Raw genomic sequence first — 17,414 nt, 5'->3', positions numbered from 1 at the left:
CTGCGCCGCAGGCGGGCCCCCCGGCCACCCCACCGCCACCCGTACGCACGGGGTTAACGACCCAAGCTCGTGGTGTAGCCATACAACATGTGACCCCGGCGGGTCGGGCGGCCCGGCCGCCCGACCCGCTCCGATCAGCGCAGGCCCGCCTCGTGCAGTAGCTCACCTGTCAACAGGCCGGGGTCGACCTGCTCGGCGGGCAGGCCACGGGCCGCGAACCAGGTGCTGACCACCCGCACGTCCCGGGCCAGGAACTCCGGCCCCTGCGGGTTCGCCACCACGTCGACCACCTGCGGCAGGTCGATCACCACCAGGCGGCCCCGGTGCACGAGCAGGTTGTACGGCGACAGGTCGCCGTGCGCGTAGCCGGCACGGGCCAGCACCCGCAGCGCCTCCACCAACTGGCCCCACAGGTCGCGGAGCTCGGCCGGATCGGGTCGCAGTTGTGCCAGCCGGGGCGCCGCCTCCCCCGACTCGGCGTCACCGACGAACTCCAGCATCAGCTCGGTGCCCCGCAACTGCACCGGGTACGGCACGGCGATCCGGTCGTTCCCGGCGCTGATGTCCCAGAGCCGGGCCAGGGCGGCGAACTCGGCGGCGGCCCACTGCCCGGCGATCATCTGCCGGCCGAACGCCGTCCGGCTGGCCATGGCCCGGTTCTCCCGGGAGCGGCGCACGCGGCGGCCCTCCAGATAGCCGGCGTCCCGGTGGAACAGGCGGTGCTCAGGCTCGCGGTAGCGCTTGACCGCCAACAGGCAGGACCTGTCGGTGTCGGGTACGGCCCGGCGGACCAGGTGGACGTCCGCCTCCTTGCCGGTCTTCAGCACACCCAACTCGGTGTCCTTGGCGGCCAGCTCGGTGATCAGCCAGCCCGGGTGCGGCTGGGGTCCGTGGACGGCGTCGTCCCAGGACGACCAGCGTTCGCCGGTGTCCGGGTCAGGGGCGCTGTCCGGGTCCGCGGGCGGCTCGGTGTGCCGCCCGCGCTTCAGAAACTGCGGTTCGTCGTCGTCGAAGCGGCTCTTGCCGCGGCTCCGGCGCTCCAGCGCCGGAAGGTCGTGATCGCGCACTGTGGTGAGATTCCCTTGGTCGAGGCTGAAGAAGGCAGCTGACAGCGAAAGGCGACGACGGCCATGGCCGACCTCCTTCTCCCTCGACCGGGCACACGCCCGGGATGCACCATGCGCGGACAATGCTCGCCGCAGCCCGTCGGCGGGTCAATCGAATTACTCCCGGACACCGCCCACGCGCCGCCCGACCGGGATCCGAGGCAGCAACATCGGGGATGTTGCCGCCTCCGCGCGTCCCGAGGCAGCAACATCGGGGATGTTGCGCGAATCTTGGGGCGGGCGCGCGAGGCGGGCGCGCACGGCGGGCGTTCAGCGGGCGAGGATGGTGGCGACCGCGGCGATCAGCCCGTCCGCGGTGCGGCTGGGCGCGAACCGGACGTCCGACCAGGAGCGCCCGCGGTGCAGCCAGACGCTGGGCAGCCCGACCGCGGCGGCGCCACCGATGTCCGCCTCCGGGCTGTCGCCGACCACCCAGGCGCCGCGCAGCGACATCCGGACCCGCTGGGCGGCGAGCGCGAAGATCCGCGGGTTGGGCTTGCTGACCCCGCACTCCTCGGAGATCACCCAGTCCGCGACGTAGCGGTCCAGGCCGGTCCGGCGAATCTTGGCGTCGTCGACACGTACCGTGCCGTTGCAGACCACCACCGGCACCCAGCCGGCGTCGTCGGCGATCCGCAGCGCGCAGGCGGTGAGCGGGTCGAGCCGGGTCTGCGCCACCACCCCGTCGTGCAGCTCCTCCACCAGGTCGATCGAGGGGATGCGCAGCTCGTAGCGGTCCCGGATCGCGTCGGCGAGATCCCAGCGGTCGGTCAACCCGTCGGCGTCGATCGAGACCAGCCATTCGATGTCGCTGGGGGGCGCGCCGATGCCGTCCAGGAAGCGCTCACCCCAGCGGCGGAACGGCCCGGCCCGATCCAGCAGGGTGTTGTCCAGGTCCAGCAGGAGCAGTGGCACTCGGGCACCCTACGGGACCGATGTGTCCGCCAACAGATGCAGCGGGTACCGACCTGACGATGTGCTCAGCCGGACATCGACGACCGGGGGCCGCCCTGGTCCGCGAGCCGGTCGGCGAGCATCGAATGGGCCGACCGGGTGGCCGCGAGCACGGCCGGGTCCAACGTCGCCACCAGCACCGCCGTACCGTCGTCGGCACCCCGGTCCAGCACCCGTCCCTGCGGGTCGTAGATCGCCGCGCCGCCGTTGAACCGCCACGGGTCGACGCCGCCGACCGCGTTGGCGAAGACCACGAACATCGTGTTGTCGAGGGCGCGCGCGGCGTAGTAGAGGTCGCGGCGGTGCTCGGAGCCGGCCAGGTATCCGCTGGGGCACAGGTAGGCGTGCGCGCCGTCGAGGGCGGCGGCCCGACCGTGCTCCGGGAAACAGCCGTCGTAGCAGATGCCGAGGCCGAGCCGCCAGTCGTCGACGAGCAGCGTGGCACCCCGGTCGCCGGCGCTGAACAGGTCGCGTTCGTCGCCCCAGAGTTGCTGCTTGTCGTAGCCGACCCGGATCGCGCCGGTCCGGTCGACCACCAGCGCGGCGATGGTCCGCCGGCCGTCCGGGTGTCGGGCGGCGGCACCGACCAGCACGGTGACGCCGGCCTCGCGGGCCGCGGCGCGCAGCGGGTCGAGGCGGGGATCCGCGACCATTCCGCCCGGGTCGGCCGTGACGTCCGTGCCGGCCGGGTCGGCGGCGAGGGTCGGCGGGTGGTACGCGCAGAGGAACAGCTCCGGCAGGACGGCCACCCGGGCGCCCCGGTCGGCGGCTCGGCGAACCAGGTCGGCGGCGGCGACCGCGTTTCCGGCGACGTCTCCCGGCGCGGGCGTGGCCTGGATGGCGGCCACGGTCAGCGGGGCGGTGGGCACGGGGCGGGGCAGGGTCACCGGGCGATGGTAGACGGGGGCATTCCAAGCCGTACGTACGGTTTGCACGCCCCCGGGGTGACCTGCGACGATCGACGCGTGCCCAGAGTAAGCCAGGACCAGCTCGACGCGCGCCGGCAGGAGATCCTCGCCGCCGCACGGGCGTGTTTCGCCCGGCTCGGCTACGAGGGAGCGACCGTACGCCGCCTCGAGGAGGCCACCGGCCTGTCCCGTGGCGCCATCTTCCACCACTTCCGCGACAAGGACTCACTCTTCCTGGCCGTCGCCGAGGACGACGCCGCCGCCATGGTGGAGACGGTGGCCCGCAACGGGCTGGTGCAGGTGATGCGCGATCTGCTCGCCCGGGCCATGTCGCCGGACACCACCGGCTGGCTGGGCAGCCAACTGGAGGTATCGCGCCGGCTGCGCACCGACCCGGCGTTCGCCAAGCGCTGGGCCGAGCGGTCCGCCGCGATCGCCGAGGCGACCCGGGACCGGTTGACCCGCCAGCGTGACGCCGGGGTGCTGCGCGAGGACGTCCCGATCGACGTGCTGGCCCAGTTCCTGGAGCTGGCCTACGACGGCCTGGTGCTGCACCTGGCGATGGGCCGACCGGCCGGTGACCTGGGGCCGGTGCTCGACCTCGTCGAGGAGGCCGTTCGCCGTCCCTGACCGCGTGGGCACCGGTCCGCCGACCGTGGCGACGCTGCTCCACAATGGGGCCGCCGATCCCTCCGGCGACAGGAGCAGTCAGTGATCGTCAACGCCGCGTCGAGCGACACCTGGGGCATCCCCGGCCCGACCTTCCTCCGGTACTACCTCATGGCAGCCGCCGTGGCGCTGGCGGTCGTGGCCTACCACCGGATCCGCCCGCTGAGCGCCCACGGGCGGACCACCCACGATCCGCTCGGGCCGCAGGAGGTCGCGTACCTCAATGGTGGCCCCCGACTCGCCGTGAACGCCGCGCTGGGCGGGCTGCGCGGCGGCGGTGCGATCGCCGTGCGACCGGACCGTCGGCTGACCACCGTCGGCGCCGCGCCGACCGGGCTCACCCCGCTGGAGCAAGGCATCCACTGGGCCGCCCACCACCACTCGCGGGTCCGGGACCTGCCGCAGCACCGACACGTACGCTCCGCGCTGGACCAGCTCCGCAACGGTCTGGAGCAGCGCGGGTTGCTGACGAGCCACCGGCAGCGGGAAGTTTACGGCTTCTTGATCGCGCTCCTGACCGTCCTGCTGGCCCTCGGTGTGTTCCGGTTGATCTCCGGCCTGGTCAACGGTCACCCGGTCGGTTACCTGCTGCTGACCCTGGTCCCGCAACTCATCATCGTGCTGGTGCTGCGCCGGGCACCCCTGCAGACAAGGGCCGGACGCGCCGCGCTGCGTGACGTCCGTCGTCAGCACACCCACCTCGAACCCGCCTCCGCGCCTGCCTACGCCACCTACGGAGCGGCCGGCGCGGCGATGGGCGTGGCCCTGTACGGCACCGCCTCGCTCTGGGCGCTCGACCCGGGCTTCGCCGAGCAGGCCGAGATCCAGCGCCAGGCCATCTCCAGCAGCGGCGGCTCAACGGGCGGCTCCGACGGCTGGGGCGGCGGAGGCGACAGCTCCGGCGGCTCCGACAGCTCCGGCGGCGGCTCCTGCGGTGGTGGAGGTGGCGGCTGCGGCGGTGGCGGCGGGTGCGGCGGATGACCGGGCCGTCCGGGGTGGGCATCGGCTGGCGTCCGGAGATCGCCGGCTTCGTGGCCGAGCTGCCGGGGCTGCGCTTCGTCGAGGTGGTGGCCGAGGGGATACCCGCCACCGGGCCACTCCCGCCCGGCCTGGCGCAGCTACGGGAACGCGCGGTGACTGTCGTACCGCATGGGGTGCGGCTCTCCCTCGGCGGCGCGGAGCCGGTCGACCCGGCCCGGGTCGCCCACCTGGCCGCGGTGGCGCAGCGTGTCGAGGCGCCGCTGGTCAGCGAGCACATCGCGTTCGTCCGGGCGGGCGGTCTGGAGGCCGGCCACCTGCTGCCGCTGCCGCGCAGCCGGGAAGCCGTCGACGCGGTCTGCGCCAACGTGGCGCGGGCACAGGCCGAGCTTCCGGTGCCGATCGCGTTGGAACCGATCGCCGCGTTGCTCGACTGGCCCGACGACGAGCTGGACGAGGCGGACTTCCTCACCGAGATCCTCGACCGGACCGGGGCGCTGCTGCTGTTGGACGTGGCAAACGTGCACGCCAACGCTCGCAACCGGGGCGCCGACCCGCTGGCGTTGCTGGACCGGCTGCCGCTGGAGCGGGTCGCGTACGTCCACGTGGCCGGCGGCGCGGAGCACGGCGGCTTCTACCACGACACCCACACCGACCCGGTGCCGTCGGCGGTGCTGGAGCTGGTCGAGGCGCTCTGCGCCCGACGGCGACCGCCGGCGCTGCTGCTGGAACGCGACGGCCACTACCCGCCGGCCGCCGAACTCCGCGCCGAACTGGACGCCCTGGCCGCCGCGGCGGGCTTTCCGGCCGTGACATGACGGGCGCACCCGACGGCGACGCCACGCCCCGCGCGGGGCTCGCCGAGCGACAGGCCGAACTGGTCGCGGCGCTGGTCGCCGGGGGTGCGCCACCGGCGGGGTTCGCACCCGGCCCGCTGGCCGCCACCCGCGCGGCCCTGCTGCGCAAGCGGGCCGGCGAGGTGGCCCGGCACTGGCCACTGCTCGCCGCCGGTCTCGGTGCCGGGTGGTCGACCACCTTCGCCGACTGGGCCGCCCGGCGACCCACCGCCGGCTCACTGCGCGACGGTTGGGACCTGGCCCGTGCGTTGCGCGACCAGCGGGTGCTCCCCCCGGTGGCCGCCGAGGAGTTGGCTGTTCGGGAGGCGCGCCTGCGCTACGACGGGCTGCGGACGCCGCGTCCGCGCCGGGTGCCGGCGGTGGGCCGCGCCGGCGGCGCCGTCGCGGTGCAGATCGCCGGCCGGGTACGTCTGCTGCGCCCCGCGCCGCGCCCACCCACCCCTCGCGGCGACGGTGTGCCGGATGCGGCAGGATCGGAGTCATGGACCTCGGACTGACCGACCGCGTGTACGTCCTCACCGGCGCCTCCCGCGGTCTGGGTTACGCGACCGCGCAGAGCCTGGTAGCCGACGGTGCGCGGGTGGTGCTGTCGGCCCGGGACCCGGATGCCGTGGCCGCCGCCGCGCAGCGGCTGGGTGGTCCCGAGCACGCCGTCGGGGTGACCGCTGACCTGACCGACCCGGAGACCCCGGGGCAGCTCGTCGCCGCCGCCCAGGAGCACTTCGGCCGGCTCGACGGCGCACTGATCTCGGTCGGCGGCCCACCGGCGGGGAACGCCGCGGCGATCAGCGACGAGCAGTGGCGGCTCTCCTTCGAAACGGTCTTCCTGGGCACCATCCGCGCGGTCCGCACGATCGCCGCCGCGCTGCCCTCGGGTGGTGCGATCGGGCTGGTGCTCTCCACCTCGGCTCGCGGCCCGGTCCCCGGCCTGGGCATCTCCAACGGTCTCCGGCCCGGCCTGGTCGGTGCGGCCAAGGACATCTCCGACGACTACGGCCCGCGCGGGGTCCGGGTGGTGGGGCTGCTGCCCGGCCGAATTCTGACCGACCGCAACCGGGAGCTCTTCGCCGCGACCGGCGACCCGGAGCAGGCCCGGGCCGCCGCGGAGGCCAGCATCCCGCTGCGCCGCCTCGGCGACCCCGCCGAGTTCGGCCGGGTGGCCGCGTTCGTGCTCTCCCCCGCCGCGAGCTACCTCACCGGGATCACCCTGCCGGTGGACGGCGGCGCGCTGCGCGGGCTGTGACCCCCGACGGGGCCGGCGACGCGCGTGCGGTGACGCCCGGGACGGCCCGGCCGAGCCGCGCGGACCTGGCGGCGGCAGCCGATCGGACGATTCCCGACGTGCTCGCGCCGGGGCTGGCGGTGCTCTTCGTCGGCATCAACCCGGGCCTCTGGTCGGCCGCGACGGGCTGGCACTTCGCCCGGCCCGGCAACCGGTTCTGGCCCGCCCTGCACCGGGGCGGGTTCACCCCCCGGCTGCTGCACCCGAGCGAACAGGCCGAGCTGCCCGCGCTCGGGCTCGGCATCACCAACATGGCGGCCCGGGCCAGCGCCCGCGCGGACGAGCTGAGCACGGAGGAACTTCTCGCCGGCGCGGCGATCCTCACCGAGAAGGTGTCCCGGTACCGGCCGCGCTGGGTGGCGGTGGTGGGGGTGACCGCGTACCGGATCGGTTTTCAACGGCCGAAGGCCACCTTCGGGCCGCAGTCGGAGCTGCTGGCCGGCGCCCGACTGTGGGTGCTACCCAACCCGAGCGGCCTGAACGCGCACTTCACGCCGGTCACCCTGGGCCTGGCCTTCGCCGAGCTGCGGGTGGCGGCGTTCTGACGAGCGGTCCGCGACGAGCTTGTCGGGCGGCACGGGCACACCTACCCTCGGCGCAGACCACGATCCCGCCACAGTGGAGCGACAATGACGGATGTTCCCGCCGGCACGGCCCAGGTCTCGACCCTCGAGACCCCCACCGAGGCGTCCACCGCGCCGATCCGCACGCTTGTCGGCATCCAGCTGTACACCGTGGCGGCCTACCTCGCCGCGGCCGTCGTGCCCTATCTGTGGGCACCCCGGCCGTACCCGCCGACCTGGACCTTCATCGTGCCGGGCTGGCTGCTCGGCGTGCCCGGTTTCTACCTCACCCTGCTCGGGCCGGTGCCCGGCATCCTGCTCGCGGTGGTCGGGGTCGGTGTGCTGGTGGCGACGCGCCGCCGCTGCCCGGCGACCCGGTACCGGTGGTGCGTCGCCTCCACCGCTCTCGTCGCCGCCTACGCTGCGTTCGCCTGCACGCCGCTGGCCAGCACCATCGCGGCCTTCGTGGCGGACTGAGCCGAGCAGTCCCGCAACCGTCAGTTGGCGGCGGCCGGTGGCAGCACCTCGTCGGCGCGGTACGTGCCCAGGGGCATGACCACCGGCTCGGGGCCGGTCGCGTCGACGAACGGGGTGGGCGAGTCGGCGACCGCGAACTGGGTCCGGTACAGCTCGGCGTAGAGCCCGCCGACCGCGACCAACTCGTCGTGCCGCCCGCGCTCGACGATCCGTCCGCCGTCGAGGACCAGGATCTGGTCGGCGTCGCGCACGGTGGAGAGCCGGTGCGCGATCACCAACGCGGTACGTCCGGCCAGCGCCACCGACAGCGCCCGCTGCACCGCCGCCTCGCTCTCCGAATCCAGGTGTGCGGTCGCCTCGTCGAGGATCACGACCGACGGGGCCTTGAGCAGCAGACGGGCGATGGCGATGCGCTGCTTCTCGCCACCGGAGAACCGGTAGCCGCGCTCCCCCACCGTGGTATCCAGACCGTCGGGCAGCGCCCGGACCAGATCAGCCACCTGCGCCCCGGCCAGGGCGGCCCAGATCTCGTCGTCGGTGGCGTCCGGCTTGGCGTACCGCAGGTTCTCGGCGATCGTCTCGTGGAACAGGTGCGAATCCTGGGTGACGACGCCGATCTCGTCACGCAGCGAGGCGAGGGTCGCGTCCCGCACGTCCACGCCACCGACGAGCACCTGCCCGTCGGTGACGTCGTAGATCCGGGAGATGAGCATCGACAGCGTCGACTTGCCGGCGCCGGACGGGCCGACGAGGGCGACCATCTGCCCCGGCTCGACGCTGAACGAGACGCCCTTGAGAACCGGCTCGTTGACGGTGCGGTCGAGCGTGGCGACCTCCTCCAGGGAGGCGAGGGAGATCTCGGCGGCGCTCGGGTAGCGGAACCGGACGTCCCGGAAGGCGACCCGGCCGGCGCCCCGGGGCACCGCCACCGCGTCGGGCTTCTCCACGATGCCCGGCTTGAGGTCGAGCACCTCGAAGACCCGGTCGAACGAGACGAGCGCGCTCATCACGTCCACCCGCACGTTGGAGAGCGCGGTGAGCGGACCGTACAGGCGGGTCAGCAGCAGCGCGAGGGTCACCACGGTGCCTGCGCTGACGCCGCCGGTCACGGCGAGCCAGCCACCGAGGCCGTAGGTGAGCGCCTGCGCCAGTGAGGCGACCAGCAGCATCGCGACGAAGAACGTACGGGAATACATGGCGGACTGGATGCCGATGTCCCGCACCCGCTCGGCCCGGTCGGCGAACCGACGGGCCTCGATCTCGGGCTGGCCGAAGAGCTTCACCAGCAGCGCGCCGGCCACCCCGAACCGCTCGGTCATTGTCGCGTTCATCTTGGCATCGAGGTTGTACGACTCACGGGTGATGTCGGCCAGCCGCCGCCCCACCCGTCGGGCCGGGATGATGAAGATCGGCAGCAGCACCAGCGAGAGCGCGGTGATCTGCCAGGAGAGGGTGAACATCACCGCGGCGGTGAGCACGAGTTGGATGACGTTGCTGACCACGCCGGACAACGTCGACGTAAACGCCCGCTGGGCGCCCAGCACGTCGTTGTTGAGCCTGCTGACCAGGGCGCCGGTCTGGGTACGCGTGAAGAACTGCAGAGGCATCCGCTGCACGTGGTCGTAGACCCGGGTGCGCAGGTTGAAGATGATGCCCTCGCCGATCCGGGCCGAATACCACCGCTGGGCCAGCGAGAGCAGCGCGTCGGCGACCGCCAGCGCGGCGATGAACAGGGCCAGCCGCACCACGAGCCGGCCGGCCTCGGTGCCGCCCCGGTTGATCGCGTTGATGACGTCGCCGGCGAGCACCGGTGTGGCCACGCCGATGACGGCGGCCAGGACCACGGTGACCAGGAAGACGATGATGTCGCGCCGGTAGGGCTGGGCGAAGGCCACGATGCGTCGGGCGACCCCGCGCTTGAGCCGATGGGTGGAGACCTCGTCGCTGTTGCGCATCGACCGGAGCATGCTCCACCCGGCCATGCCACCGCCGGACATCGGGTTGGACATCGCTCACCTCCGGGGTCGTCGGGCGGACTGCACCGTCAGGCCAATTCTCCCGACAGCTGTGACAACCTCGGTCGTAACCTGGATCTTCCCGGCCGGTCCTTACCTATTCTCCCTGGCCAGCCAGATCGCGCAGTCGGCGGGTCTGCGCCTCCCGCTCGGCGCGCTGCTGGTCGGCGTGCGACCGCCCGGCCGCACCCACCAGCAGTGCCTTGATCTCCACCACCGCGTCGCGGGCTCCGGCGAGCAACCCGGCGGTCAGGTCCTGGACCGCGCCATCCACCTCGGCCGGTGGCACCACCAGGGTCGCCAGCCCGATCCGGTCCGCCTCGGCGGCGTCCAACCGGCGGCCGGTCGCGCAGATCTCCAGTGCCCGTGCGTAGCCGACCAGCTCCACGAGACGCTTCGTGCCGGCCAGGTCGGGCACCAGGCCGAGGGTCACCTCAGCCATCGACAGCTTCGCGTCCGTGCTCAGCACGCGCAGATCGCAGGCGAGCGCGAGCTGGAAGCCGGCGCCGATCGCGTGGCCCTGCACAGCGGCGACGGAGATGACGTCCGGCCGGTGCAGCCAGGTGAAGCCAGCCTGGAATTCCGCGATGCGCTCGGCGCATTCCTGCTCGGGCAGCGTGGCCAGCTCCGCGAAGGAGCCGGGGCCGGAAGCGCCAGCCACCGCGAGGTCGAGGCCGGCGGAGAACGCACGCCCCTCGCCCCGGACCACCACCACCCGCACGTCACCGGGCAGCTCACGGGAGAAGTCGCTCATCGCCCGCCACATGGCAGGCGTCTGAGCATTGAGCACGTCGGGCCGGCACAACGTCACCGTGGCGACCGGCCCGTCGCAGGTCAACCGAACCCCGGTCGCCTCGGTGGTCACCGGGCGGTCCGGGGCGTGGCGCTTGTCGACGACGCGGGGAGGCGGGTCACGCCTTCTTGCGGCGCCGGGCACCGCCGCGCTGACGCAGCTGCACCCCTGACTCGGTGAGCACTCGGTGGATGAACCCGTAGGAACGGCCGGTCGAGGCCGCCAACGCGCGGATGCTCTCCCCCGACGTGTACCGCTTTACCAGGTCCTTGGCGAGCGTCTGACGCTCGGCTCCGACGATCCGGCGACCCTTCTCAGTGCTGGTGGCTGTGCCAGTGGCTGCCATGCTGTGTCCTCACGTCCCAGACTGTGCGGTTCGGATACGGTCCCACCTATTAGACCGCCTCGAACGATCATGCGCCAGATATCAACTCTTCGCCAACCGACACGCTATGCAATGTCAGCTTCCCGATAGAGTGATCCTGGCAATCGACGCGGCGTGGTGTCCGGGCGTACCAATGCCGTGTGCCGGCGGCCGCCGGCGACCCGTAGCCTTCGGTCGTGATCGACCTGTTGGGCACCGCGGCCGGAGCGGCAGTGGTCTTCGCCGCCACCGACATCGACGACATCGTCATCCTGACTCTGTTCTTCGTCGCGGCCCGCACCACCGGTCGGCCCCGACCCTGGCAGATTGTCGCCGGCCAATACCTGGGCATCGGCGCGCTCGCGCTGGCCAGCGCGGTGGTCGCGGCGGGCCTGCTGGTGGTGCCGGACCCGTGGACGGGGCTGCTCGGGTTGCTGCCGATCGCGCTGGGCGTACGCGCGCTACGGGGTTCCGACGACGACGAGACCCCCACCGTCGTCACCGGCCTGCTCGGGGTGGCCGGGGTGACGATCGCCAACGGCGCCGACAACGTGGCCGTCTACGTACCCGTCTTCCGTGCCCTCGGCCTGGCCGACAGCGCGATCTTCCTGCTGGTGTTCGTGCTGCTGGTCGCCCTGTGGTGCGCCGTCGGCGCGTGGCTGGGCGGGCACCCCCGCGTGGTCCGGCTGGTCGAACGCGCGGGCCACTGGCTGGTGCCGGCGATCTTCGTCGGCGTCGGGGTGGTGATCCTGGTCAGCTCCGGCGTGCTGGGCCGGCTGGTCGACCTGCTCGGCTGAGAACCTCGCCGCGCCCGGTTGCGGACCTCGACCTGCTCGGCTGCGGCGCGCCCGGAGGCGACGCCGGTCAGGCCAGCTCGACCAGCTCGAGCAGGTCGTCGCTCCAGGCGTCCTCGTCGCCGTCGGGCAGCAGGATCGCGCGGTCCGGCTTGAGCGCGAGCACCGCGCCCGGGTCGTGGGTGACCAGGACGATCGCGCCCGGATAGTTGGCGATGGCGTCGAGCACCTGCTCCCGGCTGACCGGGTCGAGGTTGTTCGTCGGCTCGTCGAGCAGCAGCACGTTGGCACCGGAACAGACCAGGGTGGACAGGGCCAGCCGGGTCTTCTCACCACCGGAGAGCACCCCGGCCGGCTTGTTCACGTCGTCACCGGAGAAGAGGAACGCGCCGAGGATCTTGCGCAGGTCGGTGTCGGACTGCTCGACGGCGGCGGCGCGCATGTTCTCCAGCACGGTCCGCTCCACGTCGAGGGTCTCGTGCTCCTGGGCGTAGTAGCCCAGCCGCAGGCCGTGACCCGCGTGCACCTCGCCGGTGTCCGGGGTGAGCAGCCCGCCGAGCATCCGCAGCAGGGTGGTCTTGCCGGCGCCGTTGAGCCCGAGGATGGCCACCCGGGAGCCCCGGTCCACCGCGACGTTGACGTCGGTGAAGATCTCCAGCGAGCCGTACGACTTGGACAGGCCGGTCGCGGTGAGGGGGGTCTTGCCGCACGGCGCGGGGTTGGGGAACCGCACCTTGGCCACCCGGTCGGCGACCCGCACCTCCTCCAGGCCGGAGATCAGCTTCTCGGCGCGGCGGGCCATGTTCTGCGCGGCCACGGTCTTGGTGGCCTTGGCCCGCATCTTGTCGGCCTGCGCCATCAACGCGCCGGCCTTCTTCTCCGCGTTGGCCCGCTCCCGACGGCGACGCCGCTCGTCGGTCTCGCGCGCCTCCAGGTACGCCTTCCAGCCCAGGTTGTAGACGTCGACCACGGATCGGGTGGCGTCGAGGAACCAGACCTTGTTGACCACCGACTCCAGCAGCGCGCCGTCGTGGGAGATCACGATCAGGCCGCCCTTGTGGTTGGCGAGGAAGCCGCGCAACCAGGTGATCGAGTCGGCGTCGAGGTGGTTCGTCGGCTCGTCGAGCAGCAGGATGCCGCCGCCGTTCTCGCCCGCGTCGCGGAACAGGATCCGGGCCAGCTCGATGCGGCGGCGCTGACCGCCGGAGAGGGTGCCGATGGTCTGCGCGAGCGCCCGGTCGGGCAGCCCGAGGTTGGCGCAGATGCGGGCGGCCTCGGCCTCGGCCGCGTACCCGCCGAGCGCGGCGAACTGGTCCTCCAGCGCGCCGTAACGGCGGACCAGTTTGTCGCTGGCGTCGTCGGCGAGGCGTGCCTCGATCTCCTGCATCTGGGACATCAGGACGTCCAGGCCGCGCGCGGACAGCACCCGGTCGCGGCCGGTGACCTCCAGGTCGCCGGTGCGCGGGTCCTGCGGGAGGTAGCCGATGGCGCTGCGCGCGTCGATCTGGCCGGAGTACGGCTGCCCCTCGCCGGCGAGCACCTTGAGCGTGGTGGTCTTGCCGGCGCCGTTGCGACCGACCAGGCCGATCCGGTCTCCCGGCTGCACGCGCAGGGTGGTGTCGGACAGCAGGATCCGGGAACCGGCACGCAGTTCCAGGCCGGTGGCTGTGATCATGTTTTCGGGCTCGCTCTCGGGGTCTGGAAGGCTGACTCGGGGCACGCGAAACGGCCGGCGGGCTCAAGGGGCCCGACGGCGCGGGGCGGTTCAGCCTTCGCAGCGCAGCACCCGACAAGTGTACCGGGCGCCGCCGGAGGGTCCGCCCGGATTACCGATCAAGATCATCGGGTACCGAAAGCGCTGTCCGGACCCCGTCCGGCACGCAACCGACACAACGACTTTCACACGACATTCAGCGCATACGGCGATCGGGGTCAGTATGGAACTCAACGAGCGGGCCGAACTCGACACCTCCCAGGTCAACGACCGGGGTCGGGGCGGCGGGGGCGGTGGCTTCGGCATCCCGATCCCCGGGGGCGGCGGCCGGGGCGGCATCATCGGCATCGTGGTGGCGGTGCTCGTCGCGCTGCTCGGCGGCGGGTTCGGCCTGAACGCGATGACCAACGGCGACGAGGGCGGGGGGCAGGCCGGCGGCACCGACCTGTCGCAGCTGTGCTCGCGTGACAACCCGCAGCGCTTCGACGACCTCCGCTGCCGCAACCTGGCCTTCGTCAACAGCATCCAGGCCTACTGGCAGACGGCGTACCCGGAGCTGGGCAACGGAAAGTACGAGCCCACCGACACCAACTACTTCCAGGCCGCCGTGAGCACCGGCTGCGGCCAGGCCGACTCGGGCGTCGGCCCGTTCTACTGCCCCGCCGACCGGCAGGTCTACATCGACCTGAGCTTCTACGAGGAGCTGGCCTCCCGGTTCGGCGCGAAGGGCGAGTTCGCCCAGCCCTACGTGCTCGCCCACGAGTACGGACACCACATCCAGAACCTGCTCGGCACCAACGCCAAGGCCGGCCAGGGCGACCAGAGCGGCCCCCGCTCCGCCTCCGTGCGGCTGGAGTTGCAGGCCGACTGCTACGCCGGCTCCTGGGCCAAGCACGCCACCGAGACCAAGGACAAGACCGGCCAGGAACCGCTCTTCACCTCGATCACCCCGGGCGACATCACCGAGGCGCTGAAGGCCGCCGAGACGATCGGCGACGACAGCATCCAGGAACGCTCCGGCGGGAAGGTCAACCCGGACTCGTTCACCCACGGCACCTCTGAGCAGCGGCAACGCTGGTTCCAGCAGGGCTTCGACAGCGGCGACCCGAAGACCTGCGACACCTTCGGCACCGACCAGCTCTGACCCGCGCTCCGGTCGCCGTCCGCGTCGATCAGTCGGTTGTGGTGCCCGGGATGGGGTCCACCACAACTCCCTGATCGGCGCGGGCGGCGCGGGCGTGTCAGTTCAGCTGGGACACCTGGTAGTGACTGATCAGCCAGTCGTCGCCGATCCGGCGCAGCAGCACGCCGAGGTGGACCGTCAGCGGCGGGCGGTCGGTGAAGCCGAACTCGACCTCCAGATAACCGAGGACCAGGTCGTCGGCGAGACGGCGGGTCTCCCGGATCTCGTAGGCGGCGGTCAGGCCGAGCGGCTGGCCGGCGTAGTACGCGGCAACCCCGACACGGCCCACGGCGTACGGACGCAGCCCCTGAAAGATCGCGTCTTCGGTGAAGTACGACGCGACCCGGTCCGGCTCGTGGGCGTCGACCGCGGACTTCCAGCGGTCGAGGACGGTACGCAGGATCTGCGCCTCGGACATGATGATCTCCCTGGGAGTGTTGCGGTCACGGGTTACCGCGTCGATGCGCCCATCCTCGGACCGGCCGCACGGCAGCACACCAGGAACGCCGGTTTCCCCTCGGTCGAGCGCCGAGGTCACTCGGGAGCCGGGTCGCGCAACCGGATCCACACCGCACGGGCCGCACCCACCGCCGCGACAAGCACCGCGTGGCGCGGTTCCGGCACGTCGAGCAACCGCTCGGCCCGCAGCGGCACGAGCGGGGCCAACCGCCGGTCGGTCAGCACCGTGTCCACCGCCTTCCGGTCACCGCCGCAGACCACCGCGGTCAGCGCCGCCACCTCCGGCAACAGCAGCCGTACGGCCAGGTCCGCCGCATCACCCAGCGCCGCCTTCGCCTGGTTGTCGCGCCGCCGGGCGAACCGGTGCTGCGACCATCCCCCCGCCGCGGTGCGCCCCTGCACGTACCGGGTGTCCACCTTGGAGACGACAAGATCGGCACCGTCGGCCACACCGACGGCCACCGCGCCCTTGCGGGCCAGCAACAGACCGATCCGGCGGGGCGCGACGGCGTGGGCCACGAACCCGGGGACGTCGTCGCTGGACGGCGCACCGGGTGGGGCGTACAACTCGGCGGTCGATCCGTCGGGGGCGGTGAGCAGCAGGCCGTACTCCCGCACGGTCGTGTCGGGCGGGCCGTGCCGGCCGGCGAAGCCCTCGACCCAGCGGCCGATTCGGGCCGGGTCGACCTCGACCCACCGACCGCCCCCGGCTGCTGGTCGACTGCTCACCGCCCGACCGTACGGCACGACGGACGCGAGCGGGCCCTCGGGCGGGGCCGCTCAGCGCGGCAACAGCGCGACCACTGCCAGCGCGGCGATCAACGCACTGGAGACCAGTCCGGTGACCAGTCGTCCGCGCGGGCTGCTCAGCGCCCGGCCGACCACGGTGCCGCCGCCGGCGATGACCAGCTGCCAACTCGCCGACGCAAGGAACACACCCGCCACGAAGAGCACCACCGCGCCCGGGTCCGCGTCGGCGGTGTCCCGACGACCGAGCACCAGCGCGGTGAAGTACAGCACCGTCGCCGGGTTCAGCAGGGTCAGCCCGAGCAACGCCGCGTAGGCCCGCCCGGGCGTGCTCAAACCACGCCCGACCGGTGCCGTCGGCGTCTGCCGCGAGCGGTGGGCGGACCAGGTCCGCCACAGACCGTGCCCGGCGAGACCCAGCAGGACGACGGCGGCAACCACCCGCAGCGGCCCGGCGACCGGCCCGATGAATCCGGCCAGGCCGGCGCCACCGAGCGCGGCGACCGCCGCATAGAGCCCGTCGGCCGTCGCCACCGCGAGCGCCGCCGCCGCACCGACCCGAAACGAGGTACGCGCACTCAGGCCCAGGATCAGGATCGCGATCGCGCCGACGGGGATGGCGACGCCGTAGCCGGCCACCAGACCGGCCAGGAACGCCCCGCTCACGATCGTCGGTGCCGGATCGAGGCTCGTCCCCGGATCGGCCGCTGTCGACGCCCGGCAGTGGCCGCATGGACAGGGACCTGCATCGGGTACGCCTCAATCACACGCGCATCCTGCGCGCCGAAGCCACGCCCGCGCCACCGCATTTCCGGCCCCGAGCCGTGCACCCGCGCCGAACGCCCGCACGCCACGCGCCAAGCGCCCGCGCCGAACGCCCGCACGCCCGCACGCCCCCACGGCCCCCGTGCCCCGCGCCGAGCGCCCGCGCCGAACGCCCGCACGCCCCGCGGCCCCCGTGCCCCGCGCCGGCGCCATGCGTCCCCGCGCCATGCACCCCCGTGCCTGCGCCCCCCGCCGTGCCGGCGTCATCCCTCGCCCCTCCCCCGGGGCGGTGACCAAGATCCGTGCAACTTCCGGGATGGTGCTGCCTCAGAGGCGCCAGAGGCAGCACTATCGCTGATGTTGCGCGGATCTTCGGTGGGGCTTGAGGCTCTCTAACGAGAGATCGTGCTTGATCCTGGTTTTAGTGGCCTCACTAACGTGCCGACACCACTACAACCACGATATTGCGCGATCTTGCAGGGTGGGACGGCGCGACGGCGCGACGGCGCGACGCGGGCGCACCGCGCAAGGACACGCAACGCGGGCGCAGGGCGCAAGGACACGCAACGCGGGCGCAGGGCGCAAGGACACGCAACGCGCGCACCGCGCAAGGACACGCAACGCGGGCGCACCGCGCAAGGACACGCAACGCGGGCGCAGGGCGCAAGGACACGCAACGCGGGCGCACCGCGCAAGGACACGCAACGCGGGCGCACCGCGCAAGGACACGCAACGCGGGCGCACCGCGCAAGGACACGCAACGCGGGCGCACCGCGCAAGGACACG

General features: G+C 72.9%; 19 protein-coding genes. 9 read left to right on the top strand and 10 right to left on the bottom strand.

Features of this window, described 5'->3' with window-relative positions; all coding sequences use genetic code 11:
- Nucleotides 1–134: 134 nt before the first annotated feature.
- The 3 genes from AB0A90_RS34470 to AB0A90_RS34460 all read right to left on the bottom strand — a co-directional run bounded on the left by AB0A90_RS34470 (nucleotide 135) and on the right by AB0A90_RS34460 (nucleotide 2,947).
- Complete coding sequence (locus AB0A90_RS34470; RefSeq protein WP_357256122.1) at nucleotides 135–1,067, bottom strand: RIO1 family regulatory kinase/ATPase; 933 nt, start codon at nucleotides 1,065–1,067, stop codon at nucleotides 135–137.
- A gap of 309 nt (nucleotides 1,068–1,376) precedes the next feature.
- Nucleotides 1,377–2,021 carry an HAD family hydrolase gene (locus AB0A90_RS34465; RefSeq protein WP_357256121.1) on the bottom strand — a complete coding sequence of 215 codons (645 nt, stop codon included), beginning with the start codon at nucleotides 2,019–2,021 and terminating at the stop codon, nucleotides 1,377–1,379.
- Between the two features lie 65 nt (nucleotides 2,022–2,086).
- Nucleotides 2,087–2,947, bottom strand: coding sequence for a carbon-nitrogen hydrolase family protein (locus AB0A90_RS34460; protein WP_357256119.1), 861 nt, complete (start codon nucleotides 2,945–2,947; stop codon nucleotides 2,087–2,089).
- 78 nt (nucleotides 2,948–3,025) lie between these two features.
- On the opposite strand from AB0A90_RS34460, the gene AB0A90_RS34455 reads away from it, so the two are divergent.
- From AB0A90_RS34455 to AB0A90_RS34425, 7 genes are all read left to right on the top strand, one after another.
- Nucleotides 3,026–3,598 (top strand): helix-turn-helix domain-containing protein, encoded by a 573-nt coding sequence (locus AB0A90_RS34455; RefSeq protein ID WP_357256117.1) that lies wholly within the window; start codon nucleotides 3,026–3,028, stop codon nucleotides 3,596–3,598.
- A gap of 81 nt (nucleotides 3,599–3,679) precedes the next feature.
- Nucleotides 3,680–4,618: a TIGR04222 domain-containing membrane protein gene (locus AB0A90_RS34450; RefSeq protein ID WP_357256115.1), complete on the top strand. Its 939-nt coding sequence runs from the start codon at nucleotides 3,680–3,682 to the stop codon at nucleotides 4,616–4,618.
- Entirely contained in the window at nucleotides 4,615–5,433 is an 819-nt protein-coding gene (locus AB0A90_RS34445; protein WP_357256113.1) for a DUF692 domain-containing protein, read from the top strand. The genes AB0A90_RS34450 and AB0A90_RS34445 overlap by 4 nt, the downstream gene beginning before the upstream one ends.
- Nucleotides 5,430–5,969, top strand: coding sequence for a hypothetical protein (locus AB0A90_RS34440; protein ID WP_357256111.1), 540 nt, complete (start codon nucleotides 5,430–5,432; stop codon nucleotides 5,967–5,969). Before AB0A90_RS34445 ends, AB0A90_RS34440 begins: the two co-directional genes overlap by 4 nt.
- Nucleotides 5,954–6,715, top strand: a complete 762-nt coding sequence (locus tag AB0A90_RS34435) for an SDR family oxidoreductase (RefSeq protein ID WP_357256109.1) — start codon at nucleotides 5,954–5,956, stop codon at nucleotides 6,713–6,715. Before AB0A90_RS34440 ends, AB0A90_RS34435 begins: the two co-directional genes overlap by 16 nt.
- On the top strand, nucleotides 6,712–7,299 hold the full coding sequence (gene mug / locus AB0A90_RS34430) for a G/U mismatch-specific DNA glycosylase (RefSeq protein WP_357256107.1): 588 nt from the start codon (nucleotides 6,712–6,714) through the stop codon (nucleotides 7,297–7,299). The genes AB0A90_RS34435 and mug overlap by 4 nt, the downstream gene beginning before the upstream one ends.
- An 84-nt stretch (nucleotides 7,300–7,383) precedes the next feature.
- Nucleotides 7,384–7,794: a hypothetical protein gene (locus AB0A90_RS34425; protein ID WP_357256105.1), complete on the top strand. Its 411-nt coding sequence runs from the start codon at nucleotides 7,384–7,386 to the stop codon at nucleotides 7,792–7,794.
- A 20-nt stretch (nucleotides 7,795–7,814) separates the two neighbouring features.
- Here AB0A90_RS34425 and AB0A90_RS34420 read toward each other — a convergent pair whose 3' ends face one another.
- The 3 genes from AB0A90_RS34420 to AB0A90_RS34410 all read right to left on the bottom strand — a co-directional run bounded on the left by AB0A90_RS34420 (nucleotide 7,815) and on the right by AB0A90_RS34410 (nucleotide 10,948).
- On the bottom strand, nucleotides 7,815–9,791 hold the full coding sequence (locus AB0A90_RS34420; protein WP_357256125.1) for an ABC transporter ATP-binding protein: 1,977 nt from the start codon (nucleotides 9,789–9,791) through the stop codon (nucleotides 7,815–7,817).
- Nucleotides 9,792–9,906: 115 nt separating this feature from the next.
- The gene (locus AB0A90_RS34415) at nucleotides 9,907–10,674 is read right to left on the bottom strand and encodes an enoyl-CoA hydratase/isomerase family protein (RefSeq protein WP_357256103.1); all 768 of its coding nucleotides are present in this window, start codon (nucleotides 10,672–10,674) and stop codon (nucleotides 9,907–9,909) included.
- A 46-nt stretch (nucleotides 10,675–10,720) separates the two neighbouring features.
- The gene (locus AB0A90_RS34410; RefSeq protein ID WP_007462679.1) at nucleotides 10,721–10,948 is read right to left on the bottom strand and encodes a helix-turn-helix domain-containing protein; all 228 of its coding nucleotides are present in this window, start codon (nucleotides 10,946–10,948) and stop codon (nucleotides 10,721–10,723) included.
- A gap of 215 nt (nucleotides 10,949–11,163) precedes the next feature.
- Here AB0A90_RS34410 and AB0A90_RS34405 point away from each other — a divergent pair, with 215 nt between their 5' ends.
- Entirely contained in the window at nucleotides 11,164–11,763 is a 600-nt protein-coding gene (locus AB0A90_RS34405; protein ID WP_357256101.1) for a cadmium resistance transporter, read from the top strand.
- Between the two features lie 67 nt (nucleotides 11,764–11,830).
- Here AB0A90_RS34405 and AB0A90_RS34400 read toward each other — a convergent pair whose 3' ends face one another.
- Nucleotides 11,831–13,435, bottom strand: a complete 1,605-nt coding sequence (locus tag AB0A90_RS34400) for an ABC-F family ATP-binding cassette domain-containing protein (RefSeq protein ID WP_357256099.1) — start codon at nucleotides 13,433–13,435, stop codon at nucleotides 11,831–11,833.
- Nucleotides 13,436–13,697: 262 nt separating this feature from the next.
- Between AB0A90_RS34400 and AB0A90_RS34395 the strand changes: the two genes are divergently transcribed.
- Nucleotides 13,698–14,618: a neutral zinc metallopeptidase gene (locus AB0A90_RS34395; RefSeq protein ID WP_357256097.1), complete on the top strand. Its 921-nt coding sequence runs from the start codon at nucleotides 13,698–13,700 to the stop codon at nucleotides 14,616–14,618.
- Between the two features lie 97 nt (nucleotides 14,619–14,715).
- On the opposite strand, the gene AB0A90_RS34390 is transcribed toward AB0A90_RS34395, so the two are convergent.
- From AB0A90_RS34390 to AB0A90_RS34380, 3 genes are all read right to left on the bottom strand, one after another.
- The gene (locus tag AB0A90_RS34390; RefSeq protein WP_357256095.1) at nucleotides 14,716–15,075 is read right to left on the bottom strand and encodes a nuclear transport factor 2 family protein; all 360 of its coding nucleotides are present in this window, start codon (nucleotides 15,073–15,075) and stop codon (nucleotides 14,716–14,718) included.
- Between the two features lie 116 nt (nucleotides 15,076–15,191).
- On the bottom strand, nucleotides 15,192–15,845 hold the full coding sequence (locus tag AB0A90_RS34385; protein WP_357256092.1) for an acVLRF1 family peptidyl-tRNA hydrolase: 654 nt from the start codon (nucleotides 15,843–15,845) through the stop codon (nucleotides 15,192–15,194).
- A gap of 51 nt (nucleotides 15,846–15,896) precedes the next feature.
- Nucleotides 15,897–16,529 (bottom strand): LysE family transporter, encoded by a 633-nt coding sequence (locus AB0A90_RS34380; protein WP_357256090.1) that lies wholly within the window; start codon nucleotides 16,527–16,529, stop codon nucleotides 15,897–15,899.
- Nucleotides 16,530–17,414: the final 885 nt, after the last annotated feature.

It is taken from the genome of Micromonospora sp. NPDC049204, from assembly GCF_040647935.1.
Taxonomy (GTDB): domain Bacteria; phylum Actinomycetota; class Actinomycetes; order Mycobacteriales; family Micromonosporaceae; genus Micromonospora.
Note: the sequence above shows the minus strand (reverse complement) of the source record. Positions and strands in the feature narration are given on the sequence as shown.

Excerpts from the sequence above, each read along its gene's own strand:
- AB0A90_RS34390 (WP_357256095.1), bottom strand. The coding sequence starts at position 15,075 with ATGTCCGAGGCGCAGATCCTGCGTACCGTCCTCGACCGCTGGAAGTCC.
- AB0A90_RS34435 (WP_357256109.1), top strand. The coding sequence starts at position 5,954 with ATGGACCTCGGACTGACCGACCGCGTGTACGTCCTCACCGGCGCCTCC.
- AB0A90_RS34400 (WP_357256099.1), bottom strand. The coding sequence starts at position 13,435 with ATGATCACAGCCACCGGCCTGGAACTGCGTGCCGGTTCCCGGATCCTG.
- AB0A90_RS34410 (WP_007462679.1), bottom strand. The coding sequence starts at position 10,948 with ATGGCAGCCACTGGCACAGCCACCAGCACTGAGAAGGGTCGCCGGATC.
- AB0A90_RS34420 (WP_357256125.1), bottom strand. The coding sequence starts at position 9,791 with ATGTCCGGCGGTGGCATGGCCGGGTGGAGCATGCTCCGGTCGATGCGC.
- AB0A90_RS34425 (WP_357256105.1), top strand. The coding sequence starts at position 7,384 with ATGACGGATGTTCCCGCCGGCACGGCCCAGGTCTCGACCCTCGAGACC.
- AB0A90_RS34445 (WP_357256113.1), top strand. The coding sequence starts at position 4,615 with ATGACCGGGCCGTCCGGGGTGGGCATCGGCTGGCGTCCGGAGATCGCC.
- AB0A90_RS34395 (WP_357256097.1), top strand. The coding sequence starts at position 13,698 with ATGGAACTCAACGAGCGGGCCGAACTCGACACCTCCCAGGTCAACGAC.
- AB0A90_RS34440 (WP_357256111.1), top strand. The coding sequence starts at position 5,430 with ATGACGGGCGCACCCGACGGCGACGCCACGCCCCGCGCGGGGCTCGCC.